We start from the raw sequence: 14,807 nt of genomic DNA, 5'->3' as shown, positions 1-14,807 counted from the left end.
GAAGATCCAGAGAATAAGGCTTGCCCATCCATGCTGGCCTCCGCCCAGCCAGCATGGTGAATCAGAAACAGCCTGATTTGGGAATCCCAAATCGATTCAACCTAACCCCATCCCGCTTTAGCGCAGCGCGGCGGTGCGCAGCACGAAGGACTGGGTGGTCAGGGGAGTGGTCGCCGAGCCCGAGAAGTGGTCGCAGGTCATGCCCATCATCGGATCTTCCGAGAAAGTCATGGCGACGGCGGCCTGCGGCTTCACGAAATGAGCCCGCATCAGGCTCATGTCGGTGTCGCCAAGCACCGTGGTCAGCATGGCATTGCTTGCGCTCGGCGCCAGCATCACCACGCGCATCCAGACATCGTTGCCCTTGGCGGCCGAGATCCGCGCCGACGTCGTGATCAGGCCCTGACCGGGCGCGCCCTTTGCGACGACGGTGTTGATTTCGGTAGCCGGCGCCGCCGCATTGCGCGTCGGGCGCACATTGCGCGGGATCGGCGCGGTCGCCGCGACGATGTTGGCGCGATCGACCGGTGACGATGCAGCGGGCGCATAGGCGAGCGCCTTGTTGAAGTTTTCGGTCGCGCTGGCCGTGGTCTGCGGATCGGAGCCGCCAACCGCCTCACGTGCTTTCAGCGCGGCGATCTGCGCGGCCGACGCCTGCTTCGGCGCCGCCGAATCGTCGCCCCAGAAGCCGCGGGCGTTGATGATGTCGGCGGGTGATTGCGGCTCGGTATTCTCTGCGGTTTGCACCACCTGCATCGCCGGCCTGGCCTTCGGCGTCGGAACCAGCTGCGCGTCGGCGGCGGCGAGCTGGATGGCGGCGGCGAATTGCGGCTTGGCGCGCGGCAGCGGAATCGGATCGGCGGATTTGGCGGGCGCTGCGGCCGCAACCACGGTGTTGGCTGCGGGCTTGTCGTTCACGCCGGCCGCGCCTTCGTCTTCATCGTCACCCGACTTGCCGGCCCCGAACAGCTTCGCGAACAGGGTCGGCTTGCTGATCACAGCGGCATCGTCGCCATTGCCGCGGCGCTCGATGTCGGCCTTGGCGAGCTCATAGCCCTTCAGCGGCGTGCCGTCGGTCGGGACATGGACGGTGCGGCCATCGGGGAACACCTTGACCAGCTGCTCGCGGGTCATCCGCGGCCAGTGGCGAATGCCGCCGGTGTCGAGATGCACGAACGGCGAGCCGGAGGTCGGATAGAAGCCGACGCCGCCGCGCTGCAGGCGCAGGCCGGCGTAGCGGATCTGCTCCAGCGGCACGCCCGGAATGAAGAAGTCCATCGCATGCCCCAGCATGTGCTGGCTGTGGCGCGCGACGCCCGAGGAGCGGCGGCGCAGCATGGCATTGGTGGCAGGGGCGCGATAGGCGGAGATGATCTGGATCGGCTGCTTGCCGCCGACGTCGCTGTAGACTTCCCAGAGGATGTCGAACAGATGACGGTCCATCACCGTCTCATCCTGGGAGCGCCAGTCGCGCAGGAAGTGATTGAGCTGCTTCAGCGAGGCTTCATCGTAGCGGCCATCGCGCTTGAAGGTGACGGTGAGGTCTTCGCCGGAATGGGTGTGGTGGAACGAGAGGGTGCGGGTCTGGTTCAGCGCAGTCGCGTCATGCACCGATCCCGCGCCGGCCAAAAGCAACAGCGCGGTCAGGCCGACTTGGTACCCGGCCTTAGGCAACGACAGCGGATTGCAGCGGCGTGCGAAGACAGCCAGCACTATGAGCCCACCCAGTCGACGAGCGTTCGGTCGGCACCTTTCGCAGACCCCCTGCGGAAGACGGTGAACGCTTTCTTAAAGCGGGAGGGTTAACCGAGGTTTACCGACCCGCCCCCAAGTTAGGCTTAACTAACTGGGGGAGTGTGGCAAAAGATAGCCCAGTTCCCCGGCCGGCCCGGGAAATGGTTAACGTAAACGATCTCGCTTTTTGAGCGAGATCGTTGATTTTGCTTCAAAATTTATGCCAATCGGCAAGCAGGCAGATCGGAGAGGCTGATCAGCGGGTGATCACCCGGCGCTGCTGCTGGGCCTGACCGCGGCGGGTCGGCTGTGGCTCCGGCTGTCCGAACCCTCCGAACAGGCGCTCGAAGAAGTTCGGTCCGGAGGACCCGAAGCCGCTGTTATCGCCGGCGACGTTGACACCTGCGGGCAGGCTGCTGCTCGGCGGACGCGCATAGCTCGGCTGGGCGTGCGCCACCACCGTTTCGAGATCCTTGCCGCGGCTGTTCTTGAGCAGCGACAGCATGGTGGCGTCGCGGCCGTAGACGTCCCTGCGGATTTGCAGCTTGCCGGCGTCGTCCACGAACGCAGTCTGGTAGGTGATGTTGACCGGGATCGGCGTCGGGAATTTCAGATCGACTTCGCTCGAGCCGTACATGCTGCGGATCCGCTCCGGCGTGTAGTGCTGGTTCGGCTCGGCGATGTTGAGCAGCACGGACGCGTACTGATCCGGATTCTGCACGCGCATGCAGCCATGGCTGTAGGCGCGCTCGTCCTTCGCGAACAGGTACTTGTCCGGCGTGTCGTGCTGATAGACCAGGAACTTGTTCGGGAAGTTGAAGCGGATGCGGCCGAGCGCGTTGGCTTCACCGGGCGGCTGCGAGATGTGGATCGAGCCGTCGCGGTTGCGCTCGAGCTTCAGGCCCATGCGCTGCAGCACCGTCGGATCCTGCTGCAAGGCCGGCAGATATTCGTTGTAGATGATCGACGGCGGCACGTTCCAGGTCGGGTTGACCGTGATGTACTTCATCGTTTCGGTCAGAAGCGGCGTGGCGTGCTGGCCGGGCTTGCCGGTGACGACGCGCGTGGTCCAGACCTGCGCGCCGTTCTGCATCACCTTCAGCGTGTAGTCCGGGATGTTGAGGATCACATAGGCGTTGCCGACACTGGCGGCGCCGAGCTGGCGCGGCAGCCAGCGCCAGCGCTCCATGTTGACGATCACGGTGTCGATCTGCCGGTCGCGCTTCGGATTGTTCAGCGCCTTCACCGTGCGCTCGTCGAGCACGCCTGTCGGCTTGAGGTCGACGCTGCTCTGGAATCTCTCCACTGCGCGCGCGACGGTCGCATCATACTTGGTGCTGTCGGCATTCTCGGTGACGCCAAGCTTGCCCCGCAGGTCCGGCACGCGGGGATCGTCCATCTCGACCGCGGCCTGCTTCTTGCGCGCCGGCACATATTTCAGCGCCGGGCCGTCCGCGATCGTGATGACAGGGCCGTCGCCTTGGCCGCGCAGCTCGGCGAGCTTCTTCTTCAGCTCCTTGTAGAGCTTCTGCGGCGGATTGTAGCTATCGAGCGCCGCCGAGGCGTCCTTGGCCGAGGTCACATTCGTGAACACTTCCGCCGGATCGATCGGGTGCTCCGGATAGAGGATATCAGCCGACACCTGCGACCAGTGCATGCGGCCGCTCTGGGCCTGGCGTGCGTAGTCCAGCATGCTGGCCGCGAGCTTCAGCTCGGCGTCGGCCAGCGCATCAGGCGTCGTCGCAGCGGTGAAATCCGGCACCGGATAGTCTGATGCATCGAGGCCGTCGGCAGCGGCATCCTTCAGGCGGGCGATGACGCCCTTGCCGGCATCGGTCAGCTTGCCGGCCTTGGTGAACACAGGCGCGTATTCGCGGGCTGAATAGAATTTTTCGGCGGCCGCGCGCTCGTTCTTGCGATCGAAGGTGCGCAGCGACTTGTTGGCAAGCAGGTCGCGCAGCTTGTCGGCGACCGGCTGATCCTCGGCGGCAACATTGCTCGCAGCCTTCGCGGGCTCAGCAGCCGGAGCTGCGGCCGTCGCGGGAGCCGGAGCTGCGACGGGCGCCGTTGCGGTGGCAGGGGCGGGTGCTGCCGCAGGCGGTGCGACCGCGGTATCGGTCTTTGGTGCATCGGCCTTCGGCGCGTCGGCGGGCTTCGTCGCCGGCGCGGTGGCGACATCGGCGGGCTTCGGCTCGACGGCCTTTGCCGTCGCGCTCGGCTCTGCCGGTTTTGCATCGGCGGGCTTTGCGTCAGCGGGCTTTGCGTCGGTGGCCTGCACATCGGCCGGCTTCACGTCGGCCGGCTTGGCTGCGTCGGGCAGCGCGGCGGTGGTGTCGGGCTTGAAATCGCTCGCGGTGGGCGGCGGCACATTGGCCGGTTCGGGGCGCGGGATCGCCGCGTCGATCGCAAGTTCCGAGGCGTTGGAGCGAGGCGTGTCCTGCGCGAAGGCCGAGCTCGCGGACACCGTGAGGAAGGTCGCCGCGACGGCCATCAATACGCGGTCAAATCCCCGACGGTTGTTCGAACAGTCACGCATTTTCACACCCCCTGGGTGGAACTGCCCCTTAAGATTCTGGAACAGTTCAAATCGATATCCGGTTTCATAGCTTGCGCGAAAGCGCCGGCTTCTCAAACGACTCGTATGCCTGCACGCAACGAACGCAGACGATACATTTGCCCCTCTTATGCAGCCAGCGCCATGCGGGGCAACTCACGACAAACTGACCTCGAAGCAGCTGATTTCGCTCGGGCTGTGCGTTTTTGCCACGCGGCACAGCCTTTGTCTGTCACCGCCACGACACGGTTCAAAAGGTTCCCAGGTAATGGCCTCGGCGGCCTCGGGGCTTAACCGGCGTCGCTGGCGCGCGTGTCGGCCGCGGCCTCGTCGAGCTTGCGGTAGAGGGTCGAGCGGCCGATCTTGAGACGCCGCGCGACCTCCGACATCTGTCCGCGATAATGCGAAATCGCAAAGCGGATGATCTCGTTCTCGAGATCTTCCAGCGGACGCACCTCGCCCGCGGCATTGAGCATCGAGAGGCCACCGGTGGTCGGGAGGGCGGTCGGAACCGGTATTTCGTTACCGGAAATCATGGCGGGCGCCGTGGATGGCGACACCACCAGCGGCTCGCCCTGCAAGGACTTTCCTTCCGGGACCGGATGCGCCGGGCCTTGCGGGAAGTCGGCGAGCCCGAGCTGATCGCCGTCGCTCATGACCACGGCGCGATACACCGTGTTCTCGAGCTGACGGATGTTCCCGGGCCAATCGAGCTGCGCCAGATGCGCCATCGCATCGCCGCTGATGCCGGTGATGTTGCGGTTCTCCTCGGCGCAGAACCGCGCCAGGAAATGCCGCAACAGATGCGGGATGTCCTCGCGCCGCTGCCGCAGCGCCGGAATGGTCAGCGGCAGCACGTGCAGGCGATAGAACAGGTCCTCGCGGAACTGGCCGGCCTTCACGAGATCGAGCAGCTTGCGGTTGGTCGCCGAGATGATGCGGACATCGACCTTGACCGGCTTGCGGCCGCCGACCGCCTCGACGGTGCCTTCCTGCAGCGCGCGCAACAGTTTCACCTGCGTCGCCAGCGGCAATTCGCCGACTTCGTCGAGGAACAGGGTGCCGCCATGGGCCTCCACGAACTTGCCCTGGTGGCGCTCGGTGGCGCCGGTGAAGGCGCCCTTCTCATGGCCGAACAGGATCGATTCGACGAGATTGTCCGGGATCGCGCCGCAGTTCACCGCGACGAACGGCTTGGCCTTGCGCTCGCTGCTGCCGTGGATGGCGCGAGCGAACAGTTCCTTGCCGACGCCGGACTCGCCCTCGACCAGCACGGGAATCGTCGAGGATGCCGCTTTCTGCGCGGTGCGCAGCACCCCGGCCATCGCCTCGCTGCGGGTGATGATGTCGGAGAAGGTCAGCCGGCCCTCGCGGCTGTGGCGGATGCGCTGCAATTCGCCCTTCAGCGCCGAGGCGTTGAGGGCGTTGCGCAGGGAGACCTGCAACCGCTCGAAGCCGACCGGCTTGACGACGAAGTCCTGGGCACCTGCGCGCATCGCCGACACCACATTGTCGATGCCGCCATGCGCGGTCTGCACGATGACCGGGACGTTCAAACCAGCTTCACGAATCTTTGCGAGGACTCCGAGACCGTCGAGGCCCGGCATGACGAGGTCGAGCACGACGGCATCGATCGCCTGCGTCTCGGATGCGGTCAGGGCCGCTATCGCCGCGTCGCCACTGTCCACGACGAGGGGCTCATGGCCGCACTTCTGCACCATGTTTTCAACCAAACGACGCTGTACTGCGTCGTCATCGGCGATCAAAATGGTGGCAGCCATGGTTTTCCCCGCACGCTACGATTATTTGTCTCGAATCGGGGCAATGTCGCCGATGCCGATTAACGCACTCTTAAACGTTGCCAACCCGCCCTTATTCCGCCGCCGCCGACATCTTACCGACTGAACTAAGGTTACGAACAAGATGACCTCGCGCTCCAAAACTGCGTCCAACAAGACTGCCGCCAGCAAGGCCGCCCTCCGCAAGGAAGCCGCGTTGCGCAAGACGGGTGCCCAACGCAAATCCACCGCAGGCGGCCCGGCGGCAAAAACGGCAGCAAGCAAGACCGGCAAGCTTCCCGAATGGAATCTGGCTGATCTCTACGCCGGCATCGATGCCCCGGAGGTCGCACGCGACCTGCAGAAAATGGATGCAGATTGCGTCGCGTTTGAGACCGACTACAAGGGCAAGCTTGCCGAAAATACCGCCAGGGAAGGCGGCGGAAAGTGGCTCGCCGAGGCTATCAGCCGCTACGAGGCGATCGACGACCTAGCCGGTCGTCTCGGCTCCTATGCCGGCCTGGTCCATGCCGGCGACAGCGTCGACCCGGCGATCTCGAAATTCTACGGCGACGTGTCCGAGCGGCTGACGGCGGCGTCGGTGCATCTGCTGTTCTTCTCGCTCGAGCTCAATCGCGTTGACGATGATGTGATCGAGCGCGCGATGGCCGAACCCGCGCTCGGCCACTACCGGCCGTGGATCGAGGATCTGCGCAAGGACAAGCCGTACCAGCTCGAGGATCGCGTCGAGCAGCTCTTCCACGAAAAGGCGCAGAGCGGCTACGCAGCCTGGAACCGGCTGTTCGACCAGACCATCTCCGGCCTGCGCTTCAAGGTCGCGGGCAAGGAGCTTGCGATCGAGCCGACGCTGAACCTGTTGCAGGACAAGGCCGGCGACAAGCGCAAGGCCGCGGCGCAGGCGCTCGCCAGGACCTTCAAGGACAATGAGCGCACCTTCGCGCTGATCACCAACACGCTCGCCAAGGACAAGGAGATCTCCGACCGCTGGCGCGGCTTCCAGGACGTCGCGGATTCCCGCCACCTCAACAACCGCGTCGAGCGCGAGGTGGTCGATGCGCTGGTCGCCTCGGTGCGAGCGGCCTATCCGAAGCTGTCGCATCGCTATTACGCGTTGAAGGCCGGCTGGTTCAAAAAGAAGAAGCTGCCGCACTGGGATCGCAACGCGCCGCTGCCGTTCGCAGCGACCGGCACGATCGCCTGGCCCGAGGCGCGCAACATGGTGCTGTCGGCCTATAACGGTTTCTCGCCGAGAATGGCCGAGATCGCCGAGCGCTTCTTCGATGATCGGTGGATCGATGCGCCGGTCCGTCCCGGCAAGGCGCCGGGCGCGTTCTCGCATCCGACCACGCCGTCGGCGCACCCTTACGTGCTGATGAATTATCAGGGCAAGCCGCGCGACGTGATGACGCTGGCGCATGAGCTCGGCCATGGCGTGCACCAGGTGCTGGCGGCGAAGAACGGCGCGCTGATGGCGCCGACGCCGCTGACGCTGGCGGAAACCGCGAGCGTGTTCGGCGAGATGCTGACCTTCAAGCGTCTGTTGTCGCAGACCAAGAACGCAAAGCAGCGCCAGGCGCTGCTCGCGGGCAAGGTCGAGGACATGATCAACACCGTGGTGCGGCAGATCGCGTTCTATTCATTCGAGCGCGCGGTTCACACCGAGCGCAAGAATGGCGAGCTCACCGCCGAGCGGATCGCCCAGCTCTGGCTCAGCGTGCAGGGCGAGAGCCTAGGGCCCGCGATCGAGATCAAGCCGGGCTACGAGACGTTCTGGATGTACATCCCGCATTTCATCCACTCGCCGTTCTATGTCTACGCCTACGCGTTCGGCGATTGCCTGGTGAACTCGCTCTATGCGGTCTACGAGCACGCCTCCGAGGGTTTCGCCGAGCGCTATCTCGACATGCTCGCGGCCGGCGGCACCAAGCATTACTCCGAGCTGCTGCGGCCGTTCGGGCTCGACGCCAAGGACCCGAAATTCTGGGACGGGGGCCTGTCCGTGATCGCCGGCATGATCGACGAGCTGGAGGCGATGGGCTGAGGCCCATCGGCCTTCCGGCCGGCCCGGGTCAGATTCGTTTCGGCGCTTTTTTGCGCCTCACGGCATGACCATCCCATGACGCCTGCGTTTGGGAGATCAATCCTGCCCGAGGGCGGCCGCAGGGGCCGTCGCTCGAGGGGTGAATCGGGGACGATTTGCCCTCCAAATCACCCGATAGGGACCGCGCCGTTGCCCTGCCAATCCGTTTGCGGTAATGGCTCGCAGAACGCGAATTTCTGACTGGGGACAGCGATGGCAGACCATAACGAAGTGGCCTATACGACCGCCGACGGCAACGATTACGTGGCGCATGAGCAGACCTATGAAGGGTTTCTCATGCTGGTCAAATGGGGCACGATCAGCGTCGCCATCCTCCTCATTCTGATGGCCTATTTCCTGGTCTGATCCTTGATCGGCTAGCGGCGCCGCCGTCCCGCGGCGGTGCCGGAATTCCTGTTGAACCCGGCTGTAAAAACCGGGGTATCCAATCTGGCGAAAATAACGCTAGTTTGAAGACGCGTGCGCCGCTCGCGCCGCCGGAGGGCCCATGAAGATCGCCGTTGCCAAGGAAATCGATCCGTCCGAGCCGCGGGTTGCGGTTTCGCCGGACACCATCAAGAAGTTCAAGGCGCTCGGCGCCGAGGTCGCGGTCGAGCCCGGCGCGGGCATCAAGTCGGGCCTGCCTGATTCGGAGCTCACCGCGGCGGGCGCCACCGTCAGCGCCGATGCGCTCAAGGACGCCGACATCATCATCAAGGTGAAGCGGCCCGAGGCCTCCGAACTCTCCAAATACAAGCGCGGCGCGCTGGTCATCGCGATCATGGATCCCTATGGCAACGAGGCCGCGCTGAAGACGATGGCCGATGCCGGCGTGTCCGCCTTCGCGATGGAATTGATGCCGCGCATCACCCGCGCGCAGGTGATGGACGTCTTGTCCTCGCAGGCCAATCTGGCCGGCTATCGCGCGGTGATCGAGGGCGCCGAAGCCTTCGGCCGCGCCTTCCCGATGATGATGACCGCCGCCGGCACCGTGCCGGCCGCCAAGGTGTTCGTGATGGGCGTCGGCGTCGCCGGCCTGCAGGCGATCGCGACCGCGCGGCGGTTAGGTGCCGTCGTCACCGCGACCGACGTGCGGCCCGCCACCAAGGAGCAGGTGGAATCGCTCGGTGCAAAGTTCCTCGCCGTCGAGGACGAGGAGTTCAAGAACGCCCAGACCGCCGGCGGCTACGCCAAGGAAATGTCCAAGGAGTACCAGGCCAAGCAGGCCGCGCTCACCGCCGAGCACATCAAGAAGCAGGACATCGTGATCACCACCGCGCTGATCCCGGGCCGTCCGGCGCCGAAGCTCGTCTCGGGCGAGATGGTGAAGTCGATGAAGCCGGGCTCGGTGCTGGTCGATCTCGCGGTCGAGCGCGGCGGCAATGTCGAGGGCGCCAAGCCCGGCGAGGTGGTGGAGACGGACGGCATCAAGATCGTCGGCTACACCAATGTCGCCGGCCGCGTCGCGGCCTCGGCCTCGAGCCTCTATGCGCGCAACCTGTTCTCGTTCATCGAGACGATGGTCGACAAGGCCAGCAAGGCGCTCGCGGTCAATTGGGACGACGAGCTGGTGAAGGCCACCGCGCTGACCAAGGACGGCGCCGTCATCCATCCCAACTTCCAGCCGAAGTAAGGAGAGAAGCCATGGAGCATCTCGCGCAGGCCGTCGATCCGTTCGTGTTCCGGCTGTCGATTTTCGTTCTCGCCGTGTTTGTCGGCTATTTCGTGGTGTGGTCGGTGACCCCTGCGCTGCACACGCCGCTGATGAGCGTGACCAATGCGATCTCGTCGGTGATCGTGGTCGGCGCGCTGCTCGCGGTCGGCGTCGGCATGGTGTCGAGCGGCTCGGGCTGGGCCCGCGGCTTCGGCTTCGTCGCGCTGATCTTCGCCTGTGTGAACATCTTCGGCGGCTTCCTGGTCACCCAGCGCATGCTGGCGATGTACAAGAAGAAAGCCAAGTGAACGGCAACCACCTCGGGGTGATGTAAGAATTTGGGGGACCTGAGATGAGCGCCAATCTCTCTGCACTGTTGTACCTCGTGGCAGGTGTGCTGTTCATCCTGTCGCTGCGCGGCCTGTCGAGCCCAGCGTCTTCGCGCCAGGGCAACATGTTCGGCATGATCGGCATGGCGATCGCGGTCGGCACCACGCTTGCGAGCCATCCGCCGGCCGACGGCGTCGCCTGGCTGCTGGTCATCCTCGCAGTCGCGATCGGTGGCAGCATCGGCGCGGTGATCGCGCGCCGGGTGCCGATGACCTCGATGCCCGAGCTCGTCGCAGCCTTCCACTCGCTGGTCGGTATGGCCGCGGTGCTGGTCGCCGCGGGCGCGTTCTATGCGCCGGAGGCCTTCGATATCGGCACGCCCGGCAACATCCATCCGCAGAGCCTCGTCGAAATGTCGCTCGGCGTCGCGATCGGCGCGCTGACCTTCACTGGCTCGGTGATCGCGTTCCTGAAGCTGTCGGCGCGGATGAGCGGCGCGCCGATCATCCTGCCGTTCCGGCATGTCATCAACATCGTGCTGGCGCTGGCGCTGGTGTTCTTCATCGTCGGCCTCGTACTGAGTGGCAGCGCGTTCGACTTCTGGATGATCACGATCCTGGCGCTGGCGCTCGGCGTGCTGATGATCATCCCGATCGGCGGCGCCGACATGCCGGTCGTGATTTCGATGCTGAACTCGTATTCGGGCTGGGCCGCGGCCGGCATCGGCTTCACGCTCGGTAACTCGGCGCTGATCATCACCGGCGCGCTGGTCGGCTCCTCCGGTGCGATCCTGTCCTACATCATGTGCCACGCGATGAACCGCTCGTTCATCTCGGTCATCCTCGGCGGCTTCGGCGGCGAGACGGCGGCCGCCGGCGGTGGCAGCGGCGAGCAGAAGCCGGCCAAGCTGGGCTCAGCCGACGATGCCGCCTTCATCATGAAGAACGCCTCGAAGGTCATCATCGTGCCCGGCTACGGCATGGCGGTGGCGCAGGCCCAGCACGCGCTGCGCGAAATGGCCGACCTCCTGAAGAAGGAAGGCGTCGAGGTGAAATACGCCATTCACCCGGTCGCCGGCCGCATGCCCGGCCACATGAACGTGCTGCTGGCCGAAGCCAACGTGCCCTATGACGAGGTGTTCGAGCTCGAGGACATCAACTCGGAATTCGCCCAGGCCGATATCGCCTTCGTGATCGGCGCCAACGACGTCACCAACCCAGCGGCGGAAGAGGACAAGACCTCGCCGATCTACGGCATGCCGGTGCTGCAGGTCTGGAAGGCCGGCACCGTGATGTTCATCAAGCGCTCGCTGGCCTCAGGCTATGCCGGCATCGACAACCCGCTGTTCTACCGCGACAACACCATGATGTTGCTCGGCGACGCCAAGAAGGTCACCGAGAACATCGTCAAGGCGATGTAAGGCGGGCGGCGAATGGCGCTGAACCGGGAGTGGCATCGAGAACATCGCATGCCGCTCGTCGCCACGCGCGAGCAGCGCATCAGCTGGCATGTGACGCATGCGAATGTTTGCGCTTGCCGGCCGGTTCCCGACAGCATCAGGCTCGAGGTCGAAAAGCTGCTCAATTCCAGGCGCGGGCCCATCTCGGCGGCTACCAAAGACCAAGGCCGGGACTCAAAACTGCGAAAACAACCCCATGCAAAGTAGCAATGGGGTCTCGTATCATCGGACACACTAAATCTAGAGTTGCAGGCGAGATTTGCGCGTGGTTCTGACGATCCTGAAATGGCTGCTGATCGTCGCCGCGGTCGTCTATCTCGGTGGCCTTGCGGTGCTGTACGTCAAGCAGCGCGAATTGCTGTTTCCGATCCCGCCGGTCGGGCGCACCGCGCCAGCGGCCGCCGGCCTTCCCGAAGCGGAGGAGCACGTGCTGACCACCGCCGACGGCGAGAAGGTCATCGTCTGGCATGTGCCGGCCAAGCCGGGCCGGGGTGTCGTGCTGTTCTTTCCCGGCAATGGCGATTTCCTTGCCGGCCGCGTGGCGCGCTTCAAGGGCATCACCGCCGACGGCACCGGGCTGGTGGCGTTGTCCTATCGCGGCTACGCCGGTTCGGGCGGATCTCCGAGCGAGCAGGGGCTGCTGCAGGACGCCGCAGCGGCTTACGCGTTCACCACCGCGCGGTACCGCGCCGAGCAGATCGTGGCCTGGGGATTCTCGCTCGGCTCGGGCGTTGCAGTCGCGCTCGCCGCCGACCATCCGATCGGCAAGCTGATCCTGGAGGCGCCGTACACGTCGACGGCCGATGTCGCCGGCGCGCACTTCTGGTATGTGCCGATCAGCCTGCTGATGCGGGATCAATTCCACTCCGACCGGCGAATTACCGGTGTCACGGCGCCGCTGCTGATCATGCACGGCACCGGTGATCCGGTGATTCCGATTCGCTTCGGCGAGCGCCTGTTCGGCCTCGCCCGCGAGCCCAAGCAATTCGTGCGCCTGCCCGGTGGCGGGCACGACAATCTCGACGATTTCGGCGCGATGGCGACGGCGAGGCGGTTCATCGACGCCGCCGGAGGCTGACGGCGGCGATTATCTATCGCATAATCGCGCCAGTCGAATTTTGGGGGCGGACGACATGAGCGCACACGGACCGATGCCGCGGTCGGCCTGGCTGTATCCCCTTGTGGCGATGCTGTTGTTCGGCGCGGTCACGGCCGCCGGCTATGCATTTGCGCCGTCGGTCGGTGGATGGCTGTTCGCGGCCGTGCTGCTCGTGATTCTGTTCGGCACCGTGTTCGCGGCCGTCCATCATGCCGAGATGATCGCCGAACGGATCGGCGAGCCGTTCGGCACGCTGCTCCTGACGCTCGCCGTGACCATCATCGAGGTCGCGCTGATCTCGACCATCATGCTGGGTGACACGCCGGCGCCGACGCTGGCGCGCGACACCGTGTTCGCGGTGGTGATGATCGTCTGCAACGGCCTGGTCGGGCTCTGCATCTTCATCGGCGGCTTGCGCTACCGGGAGCAGGATTTCCAGATCACCGGCGCGAATCTTTATCTCAGCGTGCTGTTCGTGCTCGCGACCATCACGCTGGACATGCCGAATTTCACGCTGACTGCGCCCGGCCCGGTCTATTCCACGGCGCAGCTCGCCGTGATCAGCGTCGTGACCCTGCTGCTGTATGCGGTGTTCCTCTACACCCAGACCATCCGCCACCGCGATTACTTCGTCAGCGGCGCCAATGAGGCGGCGGCGCATGGCGAGGTGATGTCGGACGGCATGACGGCGATCAGCGTTGCCCTGCTGCTGGTTTCCTTGCTGGCCGTGGTGCTGCTGGCCAAGAAATTCTCGCTGGTGGTCGACGTCGTCACCGTCAAGATCGGAGCGCCGCCGGCCTTTGCCGGCCTGGTGGTTGCGGCCCTGGTGCTGTTGCCGGAGGGCGTTGCCGCGGTGGCGGCGGCGCGCAAGAACGACCTGCAGAAGAGCATCAACCTCGCGCTCGGCTCCTCGATCGCGACCATCGGGCTCACGGTTCCCGCCGTGGCCCTTGCCGCCTATGCGCTCGACAAGCAGCTGGTGCTCGGGCTCAGCAACCAGCATATGCTGATCCTGCTGCTCACCTTCATGGTCAGCATGCTCACCTTCGGAACCGGCCGCACCAACATCCTGTTCGGGCTCGTTCACATGGTGGTGTTCGCGGTGTTCGTGTTCATGGTTTTCGTGCCGTAGCGCATGATCCGCTCAAACAAGAAACTCGGAGAAAATGACGATGCTCAGTGCCAAATCGGATGTGCAGGTGGATACGGCGGAGGTTCGCGTCACCGAATGGCGGCTCGCGCCGGGCAGCGCCACCGGCCACCATACCCACGAGATGGACTACGTCATCGTTCCGATCACGGCCGGGGAGATGACCATCGTGGCGCCGAACGGCGAGCGCTCGAAGGCGCAGCTCGGGGCCGGCAAGTCCTACTTCCGCAAGGCCGGAGTCCAGCACGACGTGCTGAACGAGACGGCCAGCGAGATCGTGTTCCTCGAAGTCGAACTCAAGCCCTGATGCGGGCGGTAACCCTGCGCGCGCAGAATGGCAGCCCCGTGCAGGCCCGGCTGTGGAAATTCATAACCCGTTAACGGCTGCACGATGAATTAAGAGGTGGATGCGGCCTACGCAGGGGGCGCCTCCGGCTGAAACCAAAGTGACACCAAAGGTGACGTCGGAACGGGGGTTTGCCACCGATCCGTCGCAGTTGATCCCTGAATGTGCCTCAAAGTTCCAGCATGAAATAACGGGGTGGGGAGTGGCAGGTCATGCTGAGTTACCTGAAGAAATTTGTGATGGACATCTTACCCTCGGTGGCAGCGACCATCATCGGGGCGTACATCGTCAATCACTACATCGTGGCCAAGCCGGACGCGCCGGCAGCCGCAGCCTTGACCGCCGCAGTTGATCCCAAAGCCGATCCGAAAGCCGCCGCCAAGCCCGCCACCGTGGTCAGCAGCCTCCCGGAAGCCGGCGTGAAGGCCAGGGGCATGTCCGAGCGCACGCTGATCGAGCGGTCGGCGTCGGAGAAGGCCACCGTCACCGAGAAGCCCGCCGAGAAATCCGCCGACCAGAAGCCTGACGCGCCGGCCGATACCGCCAGCATCCCCGCCGACACCCGCCATCACCCGGCGGCGCCGAAGGCGGTCGCGAAGGTG

The 14,807-nt window shown here is 64.9% G+C and carries 12 protein-coding genes and 1 pseudogene; 10 read left to right on the top strand and 3 right to left on the bottom strand.

Annotation, left to right across the window (positions count from 1 at the left end):
- Positions 1 to 117: 117 nt before the first annotated feature.
- The 3 genes from AC628_RS34710 to AC628_RS34700 form a co-directional block, all read right to left on the bottom strand.
- On the bottom strand, positions 118 to 1,713 hold the full coding sequence (locus tag AC628_RS34710) for a peptidoglycan L,D-endopeptidase MepK (RefSeq protein WP_074131205.1): 1,596 nt from the start codon (positions 1,711 to 1,713) through the stop codon (positions 118 to 120).
- 277 nt (positions 1,714 to 1,990) lie between these two features.
- Entirely contained in the window at positions 1,991 to 4,270 is a 2,280-nt protein-coding gene (locus AC628_RS34705; protein ID WP_074131204.1) for a L,D-transpeptidase family protein, read from the bottom strand.
- Positions 4,271 to 4,578: 308 nt separating this feature from the next.
- Positions 4,579 to 6,009 carry a sigma-54-dependent transcriptional regulator gene (locus AC628_RS34700; protein WP_245321483.1) on the bottom strand — a complete coding sequence of 477 codons (1,431 nt, stop codon included), beginning with the start codon at positions 6,007 to 6,009 and terminating at the stop codon, positions 4,579 to 4,581.
- Here AC628_RS34700 and AC628_RS45640 point away from each other — a divergent pair.
- The 10 genes and pseudogenes from AC628_RS45640 to AC628_RS34650 all read left to right on the top strand — a co-directional run.
- Positions 5,989 to 6,132, top strand: a complete 144-nt coding sequence (locus tag AC628_RS45640; protein WP_245321485.1) for a hypothetical protein — start codon at positions 5,989 to 5,991, stop codon at positions 6,130 to 6,132. The genes AC628_RS34700 and AC628_RS45640 overlap by 21 nt on opposite strands.
- Before the next feature lie 79 nt (positions 6,133 to 6,211).
- Entirely contained in the window at positions 6,212 to 8,128 is a 1,917-nt protein-coding gene (locus AC628_RS34695; protein ID WP_074131202.1) for a M3 family oligoendopeptidase, read from the top strand.
- 252 nt (positions 8,129 to 8,380) lie between these two features.
- Positions 8,381 to 8,533 carry an aa3-type cytochrome c oxidase subunit IV gene (locus AC628_RS34690; RefSeq protein ID WP_074131201.1) on the top strand — a complete coding sequence of 51 codons (153 nt, stop codon included), beginning with the start codon at positions 8,381 to 8,383 and terminating at the stop codon, positions 8,531 to 8,533.
- 142 nt (positions 8,534 to 8,675) lie between these two features.
- A complete protein-coding gene (locus AC628_RS34685; protein ID WP_074131200.1) occupies positions 8,676 to 9,800 on the top strand; it encodes a Re/Si-specific NAD(P)(+) transhydrogenase subunit alpha in 1,125 nt (374 codons plus the stop codon).
- An 11-nt stretch (positions 9,801 to 9,811) separates the two neighbouring features.
- Complete coding sequence (locus tag AC628_RS34680) at positions 9,812 to 10,129, top strand: proton-translocating transhydrogenase family protein (protein WP_016841609.1); 318 nt, start codon at positions 9,812 to 9,814, stop codon at positions 10,127 to 10,129.
- A 44-nt stretch (positions 10,130 to 10,173) separates the two neighbouring features.
- Entirely contained in the window at positions 10,174 to 11,571 is a 1,398-nt protein-coding gene (locus AC628_RS34675) for an NAD(P)(+) transhydrogenase (Re/Si-specific) subunit beta (protein ID WP_074131199.1), read from the top strand.
- A gap of 310 nt (positions 11,572 to 11,881) precedes the next feature.
- Entirely contained in the window at positions 11,882 to 12,688 is an 807-nt protein-coding gene (locus tag AC628_RS34665) for an alpha/beta hydrolase (RefSeq protein ID WP_074131206.1), read from the top strand.
- 55 nt (positions 12,689 to 12,743) lie between these two features.
- Positions 12,744 to 13,841: a calcium:cation antiporter gene (locus AC628_RS34660; protein WP_074131197.1), complete on the top strand. Its 1,098-nt coding sequence runs from the start codon at positions 12,744 to 12,746 to the stop codon at positions 13,839 to 13,841.
- 40 nt (positions 13,842 to 13,881) lie between these two features.
- Positions 13,882 to 14,166, top strand: a complete 285-nt coding sequence (locus tag AC628_RS34655; RefSeq protein WP_028340624.1) for a cupin domain-containing protein — start codon at positions 13,882 to 13,884, stop codon at positions 14,164 to 14,166.
- Positions 14,167 to 14,417: 251 nt separating this feature from the next.
- Positions 14,418 to 14,807: pseudogene (locus AC628_RS34650) on the top strand (hypothetical protein); the annotation flags it as partial.

Origin of the sequence: Bradyrhizobium sp. NAS96.2 (assembly GCF_001908235.1) — a bacterium.
GTDB lineage: Bacteria > Pseudomonadota > Alphaproteobacteria > Rhizobiales > Xanthobacteraceae > Bradyrhizobium.
This window is presented reverse-complemented; position numbering and strand designations above follow the sequence as displayed.

Bases quoted from the DNA above. Each gene is read 5' to 3' on its own strand.
- AC628_RS34705 (WP_074131204.1), bottom strand. From the start codon at position 4,270: ATGCGTGACTGTTCGAACAACCGTCGGGGATTTGACCGCGTATTGATG.
- AC628_RS45640 (WP_245321485.1), top strand. From the start codon at position 5,989: ATGGCCGCACTTCTGCACCATGTTTTCAACCAAACGACGCTGTACTGC.
- AC628_RS34700 (WP_245321483.1), bottom strand. From the start codon at position 6,009: ATGGTGCAGAAGTGCGGCCATGAGCCCCTCGTCGTGGACAGTGGCGAC.
- AC628_RS34695 (WP_074131202.1), top strand. From the start codon at position 6,212: ATGACCTCGCGCTCCAAAACTGCGTCCAACAAGACTGCCGCCAGCAAG.
- AC628_RS34690 (WP_074131201.1), top strand. From the start codon at position 8,381: ATGGCAGACCATAACGAAGTGGCCTATACGACCGCCGACGGCAACGAT.
- AC628_RS34685 (WP_074131200.1), top strand. From the start codon at position 8,676: ATGAAGATCGCCGTTGCCAAGGAAATCGATCCGTCCGAGCCGCGGGTT.
- AC628_RS34680 (WP_016841609.1), top strand. From the start codon at position 9,812: ATGGAGCATCTCGCGCAGGCCGTCGATCCGTTCGTGTTCCGGCTGTCG.
- AC628_RS34675 (WP_074131199.1), top strand. From the start codon at position 10,174: ATGAGCGCCAATCTCTCTGCACTGTTGTACCTCGTGGCAGGTGTGCTG.
- AC628_RS34660 (WP_074131197.1), top strand. From the start codon at position 12,744: ATGAGCGCACACGGACCGATGCCGCGGTCGGCCTGGCTGTATCCCCTT.
- AC628_RS34655 (WP_028340624.1), top strand. From the start codon at position 13,882: ATGCTCAGTGCCAAATCGGATGTGCAGGTGGATACGGCGGAGGTTCGC.